Annotated in this window: 10 protein-coding genes; 7 read left to right on the top strand and 3 right to left on the bottom strand. The window is 70.5% G+C overall.

From position 1 onward, the window contains the following. The first annotated feature begins 373 nt into the window (after positions 1-373). Entirely contained in the window at positions 374-1,234 is an 861-nt protein-coding gene (locus tag GTQ99_RS15645) for an alpha/beta fold hydrolase (RefSeq protein ID WP_166616662.1), read from the top strand. 607 nt (positions 1,235-1,841) lie between these two features. On the opposite strand, the gene GTQ99_RS15640 is transcribed toward GTQ99_RS15645, so the two are convergent. Then, a complete protein-coding gene (locus tag GTQ99_RS15640; RefSeq protein WP_166616660.1) occupies positions 1,842-2,600 on the bottom strand; it encodes a TetR/AcrR family transcriptional regulator in 759 nt (252 codons plus the stop codon). Positions 2,601-2,789: 189 nt separating this feature from the next. Here GTQ99_RS15640 and GTQ99_RS15635 point away from each other — a divergent pair, with 189 nt between their 5' ends. Next, complete coding sequence (locus GTQ99_RS15635) at positions 2,790-3,128, top strand: hypothetical protein (protein ID WP_166616659.1); 339 nt, start codon at positions 2,790-2,792, stop codon at positions 3,126-3,128. Between the two features lie 162 nt (positions 3,129-3,290). Continuing rightward, on the top strand, positions 3,291-4,166 hold the full coding sequence (locus GTQ99_RS15630; protein ID WP_166616658.1) for an NAD-dependent epimerase/dehydratase family protein: 876 nt from the start codon (positions 3,291-3,293) through the stop codon (positions 4,164-4,166). 15 nt (positions 4,167-4,181) lie between these two features. Here GTQ99_RS15630 and GTQ99_RS15625 read toward each other — a convergent pair whose 3' ends face one another. Then, entirely contained in the window at positions 4,182-4,631 is a 450-nt protein-coding gene (locus tag GTQ99_RS15625; RefSeq protein ID WP_166616657.1) for a MarR family winged helix-turn-helix transcriptional regulator, read from the bottom strand. Between the two features lie 68 nt (positions 4,632-4,699). Here GTQ99_RS15625 and GTQ99_RS15620 point away from each other — a divergent pair, with 68 nt between their 5' ends. After that, positions 4,700-5,731 (top strand): zinc-binding dehydrogenase, encoded by a 1,032-nt coding sequence (locus GTQ99_RS15620; RefSeq protein ID WP_166616656.1) that lies wholly within the window; start codon positions 4,700-4,702, stop codon positions 5,729-5,731. A gap of 70 nt (positions 5,732-5,801) precedes the next feature. Here GTQ99_RS15620 and GTQ99_RS15615 read toward each other — a convergent pair whose 3' ends face one another. Continuing rightward, positions 5,802-6,401 (bottom strand): TetR family transcriptional regulator, encoded by a 600-nt coding sequence (locus tag GTQ99_RS15615; protein ID WP_166616655.1) that lies wholly within the window; start codon positions 6,399-6,401, stop codon positions 5,802-5,804. An 87-nt stretch (positions 6,402-6,488) separates the two neighbouring features. Here GTQ99_RS15615 and GTQ99_RS15610 point away from each other — a divergent pair, with 87 nt between their 5' ends. The 3 genes from GTQ99_RS15610 to GTQ99_RS15600 form a co-directional block, all read left to right on the top strand. Continuing rightward, positions 6,489-7,265 (top strand): SDR family oxidoreductase, encoded by a 777-nt coding sequence (locus GTQ99_RS15610; protein WP_166616654.1) that lies wholly within the window; start codon positions 6,489-6,491, stop codon positions 7,263-7,265. Positions 7,266-7,282: 17 nt separating this feature from the next. Further along, positions 7,283-7,756 carry a nitroreductase/quinone reductase family protein gene (locus tag GTQ99_RS15605; RefSeq protein WP_205707584.1) on the top strand — a complete coding sequence of 158 codons (474 nt, stop codon included), beginning with the start codon at positions 7,283-7,285 and terminating at the stop codon, positions 7,754-7,756. Positions 7,757-8,293: 537 nt separating this feature from the next. After that, positions 8,294-8,637, top strand: a 344-nt coding sequence (locus tag GTQ99_RS15600) for a quinone oxidoreductase family protein (protein ID WP_166616653.1), incomplete at its 3' end; no start/stop codon positions are given.

Raw genomic sequence — 8,637 nt, 5'->3', positions numbered from 1 at the left:
CGTGTGCCCCGTGTGCCCCGTGTGCCCCGTGTGCCCCGTGTGCCCCGTGTGCCCCGACCAGGAAGTCGTCATCCACGAGCAAGAGGTCGAACTCCGTCCACGCGCTGATGGATAGGTCAGCCGCGCGGTCATGGCGCTGATCGAGTCCTCGTAGCGCCAAGCCGGTCGTCGCTGAGTGGGAGGATCACCGGCAAGGCGCCGACGTCAGGGTGGAGGCCGGCGATCGTGAAGGCCGCCGAGACCCTCGCGCAAGGGCGCACCGGTGGGGCAACCGACACCCGCAGCCTCCTCCACAACCTTCGACGTGGGTATTGACGCGGATAGCTAACATCACAAGCTCCGTGCCGTGGAGGTTAGCCACCTGGAGGTCGACATGACCGGACACCCGACCCAGCACCTGCACCTCGACGAAGGCGCCCTCGCCTACGACCTCACCGGCGCAGGACCCCTCGTCGTCCTCGCCCACGGCATGGGCGACAGCCGTCACTCCTACCGCCACCTCGCCCCCGCCCTGGTCGCCGCCGGCTACCGCGTCGCCAGCCTCGACCTGCGCGGTTGCGGGGAGTCCAGCCTCGGCTGGACGGGCTACAGCCGCACCGACATCGCCGGCGACCTGATCGCCCTGGTCCGCCACCTCAGCGGTGCCACCGGTGAGCGAGCCGTCCTGGTGGGTCACTCCATCAGCGGCGGCGCCGCCACCATCGCCGCCGCCACCGCACCGGAGTCGATCGCCGGCCTCGTCGAGCTGGCGCCCTTCACCCGCAAGCAGTCCACCGACCTCAGCGGATTGCTGCGCTTCAAGCGCTACCGCTCCTCGGGCACCCTGTTGGGCAAGACTCTGCTGCTGGGCAGCCTGCCCGCCTGGATGGACTATCTGGAGCTGGCCTACCCGACCAAGCCCACCGACTGGGCGGCTGAGCGGACCCGCATCGAGACCACGATGAGTGAGCCCGGCCGGATGAAGGTCCTGCAGGCCATGGCGAGGTCCAGCGCCGCCGACGCCGGCGCCCACCTGCCCGACGTGCGCTGCCCGGTCCTCATCGTCCAGGGCAGCCTGGACCCCGACTGGGCCGACCCCCGCGCCGAGGGCGAGCGCGTCCTCGCTGAACTGCCCGCCGGCCTTGGGCAGCTGGCGCTCATCGACGGCGCCGGGCACTACCTGCACGCCCAGGTGCCCGAGCAGCTGCTGCCCCTGATCCTGCCCTTCCTGACCCGGACGCTGACCCGTGCCTAGGGCCGGCCTGGCCACCGTCACCGTGGCCCTGGCCGTGGCCGTGGCCGTGGCCGACGAGCTCGGCTTCACCCAGCTCAGCACGGGAGCGGTCGCCGAGCGGCTCGGGTGAAGCCCCGTGCCCGTACAAGCACACCGCCGCCCCGGCCGCTACGCCGCGATCAACAGCTCCCGCTGCACCGGACCGGGCGATCCCTTCACCACCGCCAGCCGGCGTGCAGTGAGACTCCTGGCCTCCGACGCGCGTATCCGGCTGCCGCGGATGCACCCGCACACGCTGTGCCACACATGGGTCACCACCCTGCGCTACGAAGGGCCCGCACCACCCGGGAGCGCCGCCCCGACGACATCTTCGCCGCCTACCCAGCCCCCGGCGCCTGCACGGCCTCACTCACCTGCCGATGTCTGGATGCAGGCCGAGCACGATGATCATGTGCACGTCGTGCTGGGGCTCACGCCAAGAGGGCAGTCACATCGGTCTGAAGATGTGTCACATGGCGTGGTCGTCATGGTGCTGAGCCTCGCTCGGGTCTGCTGCCCGGGGCACGGTGGGCGGCGAATCGGCGGCGAGTAGTCGGGCCGCCGCTACTGACCGCGACCGCGCTGGCCGCTAGGCACGCCCGTGGTCGACAAGCTGACCGAGCCACTCGCGCAGCAGGCCGGCCTCAGCGGGGCTGAACCGACCTGAGGTCAGCGGGTCGAGGCCGCCCTGTGGCGAGATGACGGCGAGCAGGGCAGCAGCGCGGGCGGAGGTGCTCGCCTCAAGGTCCGCGTCCGGGCTCGGGGCGGTGGTCAGCGCGTCGAGCACCATGTCGCGCAGCGGCCTGATCAGATGCGGGTCGCGCCGGGGTTCAGGCTGCGCGAGCAGCAGCAAGACCGCCCCGGTGGTGGAGGCTTCGATCGAGCGGGTCGCCGTCTCCACCGGCACCTTGAGTCGTCCTTGGCTGTTGGCGCGCTCGAGCATGTGTCGCAGGATGTCCTGGTTCTCCTGGGCCGCCGCCGGCCGGCGCCCTGGCCGCAGGTTGCCGTACATGAGCGTGTAGACCGCGGGGTTCGTCAGCCCGAACTCCACGTGGATGTCCCATCCCCGGCGGAGGTCCTCGACGGGGTCCTCGCTCGGTGCGAACGCCCGCTTCTCGGCCAGGTAGGTCTCGAACCCGTAGCTGGCGACGGCATCCAGCAGTTCGTCCTTGCCTCCGAAGAGGCGGTACAGCGTGGGGGTCTGCACCCCGGCCGCCGTCGCCACGGCGCGCGTGGAGATGCCGGTGAGACCGGCCTCGGCCAGCAGCTTCGCGGCGGCGTCGAGGATGCGCTCGCGCTGGTCGTCTTGACCGCCGCCCGCAGCTGTCCGCTCGAAGTCGCTTGCCATGTGCCGATGGTAACGCCAGCTCGTTGACATTGACATTGACGCCGTCACGTTCATAGTGTTGCCATCGTCAACGACAGAGGCGAGGCCTGGCAGAAGAAGTGAGGGCATGAGCAACCAGGAGTGGCTCGGGCAGGTGCGTCCGGGCTCCGGCGGTCTGGAGGTGACGCGCAGGAGCTGAGCTGCCTGGGTATGGGCGAATTCCATGACGACACCGACGAGGTGTCCGCGCATGGCACCTTGGAGACAGCGCTGGCTCAGGGCGTGACGCTCTTCAAGACCGCGGACGCGTACGGGTCGAGAGTCACCCGCTTGGTCACCGACCTCAACAACCGCGCCCCAGAAATCCACCCTGAAACCCTCACCGGGGCAGCCTTCGCCCTCGAACACCTCCCCGCCACTCCGACAGCCTCGACTGAACTTGCGTCAGCCCAACGCAGGCGTTCGGCTCGTGGGTGCCCGGTGAACGGCTCGCTCGCTATCGCCGACGCGCCTGCGCACAAGGCGACTTCGCGCGAGCTATCGGCCTGATAGTCACCCCACCACGGCCGCCGCTTCGGACCTGATCAGATCGCGCTCCGCACGAGCGGGCAGGTCGACCCACCTGACCGGTGAGCCAGACCAACACCCTCTCCGACGTCGCCCGATGCCGGCCGTCACCACACCCTCACCCCTTTTCAGGAGGACCCCTCGATGTCCGTACTCCTCACCGGCGCCACCGGACACATCGGCTCGGCCGTTCTGCGATCCCTCATCGCACGCGGTCATGACGTCGTCGCGCTCGTCCGCAGCTCCGCCGGGGCAGAACTCGTCTCAGGGCAGGGCGCCAGTGCGGTGATCGGCGACATCACCGACCAGGTTCTCCTGCGGGACCTGATGAGCCGCGCGGACGGCGTCGTGCACACCGCCTCACCCGGCGACGCCACGAGCGCGCAGGTCGACACCACCGTCGTCGACACCGCGATCAGCACCCTGGGCGGCATGAACATCCCCTACGTCCACACCGGCGGGGTGTGGATCTTCGGTTCCGGCAGCGACCTCGTCGAGACCGACGCACCCAACCCCTTGCCCATCACCGCATGGCGCCTGGGCATCGAGGACCGGCTGCGTGCATCTGCGGTGCGCTCGACGATCATCGCTCCGAGCGTCGTCTACGGCTACGGCCGCGGGATCCCCAACGTCCTGGCCGGGAACGAGAACGGGGGCGCAGGCGGGGAGGTTCGGCTCGTCGGGAATGGCAGGCAGCACTGGGCGACCGTGCATGCCGACGACCTCGCCGATCTGTACGTGCTGGCTCTGGAGCGGGCCGACTCCGACGGCTACTACCTGGGGGCCTCGGGGGCCAACCCGACCGTGCGCGAGCTCGGCGAAGCCGCGGCACACGGCCGCCCGGTCGTGGAGGAGCCCATCGACGCCACCCGCGAGCGCCTGGGGGCGATGTTCGCCGACGCCCTCCTGCTCGACCAGCAGGCCTTCGGGCGCCACGCGCGCGAGGACCTCGGCTGGACGCCCACGCGCCCGACCCTCCTCGAGGAGCTCGCCTCGGGCGGCTACCAGCGCCTGTCCTAGGAGAGCCTGGGTTGCCTAGCTGTGCCTGACGATCAACGGTTCGAGCGCGCTGAGCACGGCACGCAGATCCTCGACGGGCAGGTCCTCGACGGGCAGATCCTCGACGGGCAGGGTGGTCAAGGGTGAGGCCGCCACCACGGCCGCGGTCATCGCGGCGTAAGCCTGCCGGCCGCGGTCGGTGAGCTGCAGCAGGCGCCGTCGCCGATCGCCGGGGTCCGTCACGCGCTGAGCCAGCTGCAGGCTCTCCATGGAGGTGGCCAGCAGCGTCACGTTGGAGGGGTCGCACGCCAGGTGGTGCGCCACCGCGCCCATCGGGACCGGGCCCTGCGTGCCCAGCAGCCAGATCAAGCCCGCCCCGCTCTCACTGACGCTGAAGGCGGCCAACGCAGTGGCGGCCGCCCGGCGGTGCAGTTCGGCGAGGTGCTGCACCACCTCGGCGACGCGCAGGACCTGCTCGGGGTTCATCCTCATCCAATCCTTGATTTTTTCAAGCTCTCCCATATGCTTGATTCACTCAACGATAGGGAGTGCCCGTGAGCTGGTCCAACGGCCGTGCCGTCGTCGTCAGCCGTCGCGGTGGGCCCGAGCACCTGCGGGTGCTCGAGACGCGGTTCCCCGACCCGGCACCCGGCTCGGTGCGCGTGGCCGTGCAAGCCGCCGGCGTCGCCTACGGTGACGTCCTGCTGCGCGAGGGCCTGGTGCCGAAGACGTCCTACCCGCTCACACCCGGCTACGACGCCGTCGGCGTGGTCGACGCCGTCGGCGAGGGCGTCACCAGCCCCGCGCTCGGGCAGCGGGTGCTGGTGCGCACCGAGGGCCGCGGCGGCTACGCCACCCACGTCCAGGTGAGCGCCGACTTCGCCGTTCCCGTCCCCACCGAGCTGGAGGCGGCCGCCCTGGTCGCACTGCCGCTGAACTACCTCTCCGCCTGGCAGATGCTGACCCGCGTCGCCCTCACCCCCGCCGAGGGCACGGTGCTCGTGCACGGCGCCGCCGGTGGTGTCGGCAGCGCGCTGGTCGAGCTGGCCCGGCTGCGCGGTCTGCACGTCATCGGCACCGCCTCCGCCGCACGCCTGCCCGCCCTGACCGAGCAAGGGGCCTCGGCGGTGGACCGCGGCGGCGACTGGGTGCGGGGGGTCCGGGCACTGGCCCCGGAGGGTGTGGACACCGTCTTCGACGGAGTCGGTGGCCCCACCAGCCGGCGCTCCTTCGCCCTGCTGGCCCCCGGTGGCCACCTCGTGGTCTACGGCATCACCTCCGGCCTGGCGGGCGGGCGGCGCAGCCCGGCCGCGCTCGCCCGCACCGCCGCCGGCACCCTGCGCCAGTCGGCGCTGGGCCTGTTCAGCAAGGGCCTGGGCATCGACGGGTACATGTCGGCGACCTACGTGCCCGCCCACCCCCGGCGCTTCCGCGAGGACCTCACCGCGCTCGTCGCTCTCCTGCAGCGCGGAGCCATCTCCCCCACGATCGCCGCCCGGCTGCCGCTGGAGCAGGCCCAGGAGGCTCACCGCCTGCTCGCGGGTGGCGTCAGCGGCAAGATCGTCCTGGAGGTGGCGCCGGCATGACCTCACGCATCACGAAGAGCACCGACATGCTCACCTCCTCCGAGCACCGGAGGGCGCAGGCGATGACGCCCTACCGCCGCTCGCTGCCCTGCGGCGCTGCCGCCGGGATGCTGGTGGCACGGCGGACCATCTCGGAGAGGAAGCGCTTGCGGTCGGCGTGAACGCTCGCGCTGTCAGCACTCGTGGTGGTGCGCACGACACTGATCGCCGACCAGGTCATGGCCATCGCCACGACCAGTGAGAGCACCTGCGAGGGGTCCAGTGCCGGGTCGATGCTGCCGTCCGCCTGCGCCTGCCGCAGAGCCTGCAGCTTCGCCTCGTGGCCCGCCGCGTCGGGGATCAGGTCGCCCGTAGGGACACGCTCCAGGCGCGCCCATCCCGCCAGGCGCACGAACTCGGGGTGCTTGCGGTGCGCGTCGTACAACCTGGCCGCGTAGCCGGGCAGGTCCTGCGCCGTGAAAGGAACGGCGTCCATCACCGCGGCGGTGTGCTCAGCGAAGACGGCGTCGAACAGGCCGTCCTTGTTGCCGAAGTAGTCGTACATCTGCGCCTTGCTGGTCGCAGCCGCCGCCGCGATCCGGTCGACCCTGGCTCCCGCGATGCCGTGCTGAGCGAACTCGGCCGCCGCCGCTTGCAGTACTCGCCGCCTGGTCGCCTGTCCGTCGCGCACACCTCATCCTACCGACTCGTTGGTTGACTCTGGATCGACGAGCTCGTACCGTCGAGCCTACCAACTAGTCGGTAGCGAGGAGACCTCATGAGCACCACCGTCCTGATCACCGGCGCCGGCAGCGGATTCGGCCGCGGCACAGCGCTGGACCTGGCCCGACTGGGCCACCGCGTCATCGCCGGCGTGCAGATCTGGCCCCAGGCGTGGGAGCTGCGTGCCGCGGCCGAACGCGCGGGGGTCGAGCTGGAGGTCATCAAGCTGGACCTGCACAACGAGATCGACCGAGCGCACGCCCTCACCTACGACATCGACGTGCTCTTCAACAACGCCGGCATCGCGAACAGCGGGACCATCACCGACATCCCGATGTCGCTGGTGCGTGAGAACTTCGAGACCAACGTGTTCGCTCCGCTGGCGCTGACCAAGGGCTTCGTGCGCAAGATGATCGCGCGCGGCAGCGGCAAGATCGTCTTCAACTCCTCCGACGCGGGCCTGCAGACGCCGCCCTTCGGTGGCGCCTACAGCGCCACCAAGTACGCGATCGAGGCCATCGCCGCCACGCTGCGTGAAGAGCTCAAGCCCCAGGGCATCACGGTGGCCACGGTGCAGCCCGGCTTCTACCTCACGGGCTTCAACGACACCGCGCTGGAGGCTTCGACCTACTGGTACGACCCGGCGACCGCACTGCTGCCGGGCTGGCAGCCGCCCTACACCTTGCCGGGCCAGGAGGACCCCCAGCCGATGATCGACGTCATCGTCAAGGTCATCACCGGTGAGAACAAGCGTTACCGCAACGTCTTCCCGCCCTCCATGGAGCAGGAGACCCGCCAGGCCCAGGCCGCCGAGTGGGACCTGATGCTCTGATGACAGGCGATGCTTCGATGACCGGCCAGAGGCTGACGACAGGCCAGACTCTGACGACAGGCCAGGCTCACCGGCAGGCGATCGGTGACGACGTCCGCAGAGCGCTCGAGATCGACCGTTCGTCCTCCGCGTGGGAGCGCACGGTCGACATCACCACGACCGGTCGACGGTCTGGACGTGCACGGCGCATCGAGACCTGGTTCTACCGAGCCGACGGCCGGTTGTACCTCAGCGGCCTTCCGGGGCGCCGGGACTGGGCGGCCAACCTCCAGGCCCACCCCGCCTTCACCCTGCACGTCAAGCACGGAGCCCGTGCCGACCTTCCCGCGACGGCTCGTCCGGTGACGGACCCGCAGGAGCGTCGGCGCATCTTCAGCGCGTTCGTCGAGGACATGAACCAGCCGCACAACCCCGCCCGCATCGCCCAACCCACGCGACTGGAGGAGTGGATGGCCGGCAGTCCGCTGTTCGAAGTGCTGCTGGACGGCTGACGCTGTCGTGTCAGCGTGACACACCGTCCTCGCTGACCTGCGCGCCGCTTGTGCGTCATCTGGCGATGCCCGCACCGCGCTGAACGCTCGGTGCGGGCGCCGTCGACTCAACGTCATGATCGGCCCGCTGCCCTCCGGCAGGGACCGCAGGCGGCACCCCTCACCACCCTCCGCCGCTTCCCGGTGGACGTCCGCCTGTGAGCGGCCGGCACGGCCACACGGTGCGTACAGGTGCGTACAGATGCGTACGAGTGCGGCGTCCAAGCCCACGACGACATGGGTCGTCCACCTGCACATCGGCCAGGCGCACCACAAGCCCCCGACCACGCCGACGACCACGCTGACGACCGCGGGCTCTACCGGTACCGGGCGGGAGGCCTGGTGTGGTCAGCGACGCAGCCGACAGAGCAACTCTGAAGGTGGGCCGATCTGGCCCAGGCTGATCGCGCCAGGACCTGCGAAGTTCAGTGCAGCACCACAACCGCGGACTCGATCCGCGGAGCTCCCCAGCGACTCCCACGAGAGTAGGTACCAGTGATGAAGGCCGTGCGCTTCCACGAGACCGGTGGACCGGAGGTCCTGCAGTACGAGGACGTCGAGGTGCCCACCCCCGGACCCGGGCAGGTGCGGGTGCGGGTGGCCGCCTCCGCCTTCAACGCCGCCGACGACGGCATGCGCGCCGGGTTCCTGCCCATCCCCGTCGTGCTGCCGCACGTGCCCGGTTACGACGTCTCCGGCACCGTCGACGCCCTCGGCGAGGGCGTGGAAGACCTGGCCGTCGGAGATGCGGTCATCGCCTTCCTGCCCATGGAGCGCGACGGCGGCGCCGCCGAGCACGTGATCGCCCCCGCCGACGCGCTGGTCGCCGCCCCCACCACCAT

The sequence above is a fragment of the Kineococcus vitellinus genome, assembly GCF_009906315.1.
Classification (GTDB): domain Bacteria; phylum Actinomycetota; class Actinomycetes; order Actinomycetales; family Kineococcaceae; genus Kineococcus; species Kineococcus vitellinus.
The sequence above is the reverse complement of the archived record's forward strand: the minus strand, read 5'-3'. Positions and strand labels throughout refer to the sequence as shown.

Bases quoted from the DNA above. Each gene is read 5' to 3' on its own strand.
- GTQ99_RS15645 (WP_166616662.1), top strand. From the start codon at position 374: ATGACCGGACACCCGACCCAGCACCTGCACCTCGACGAAGGCGCCCTC.
- GTQ99_RS15640 (WP_166616660.1), bottom strand. From the start codon at position 2,600: ATGGCAAGCGACTTCGAGCGGACAGCTGCGGGCGGCGGTCAAGACGAC.
- GTQ99_RS15635 (WP_166616659.1), top strand. From the start codon at position 2,790: ATGGGCGAATTCCATGACGACACCGACGAGGTGTCCGCGCATGGCACC.
- GTQ99_RS15630 (WP_166616658.1), top strand. From the start codon at position 3,291: ATGTCCGTACTCCTCACCGGCGCCACCGGACACATCGGCTCGGCCGTT.
- GTQ99_RS15625 (WP_166616657.1), bottom strand. From the start codon at position 4,631: ATGAACCCCGAGCAGGTCCTGCGCGTCGCCGAGGTGGTGCAGCACCTC.
- GTQ99_RS15610 (WP_166616654.1), top strand. From the start codon at position 6,489: ATGAGCACCACCGTCCTGATCACCGGCGCCGGCAGCGGATTCGGCCGC.
- GTQ99_RS15605 (WP_205707584.1), top strand. From the start codon at position 7,283: ATGACCGGCCAGAGGCTGACGACAGGCCAGACTCTGACGACAGGCCAG.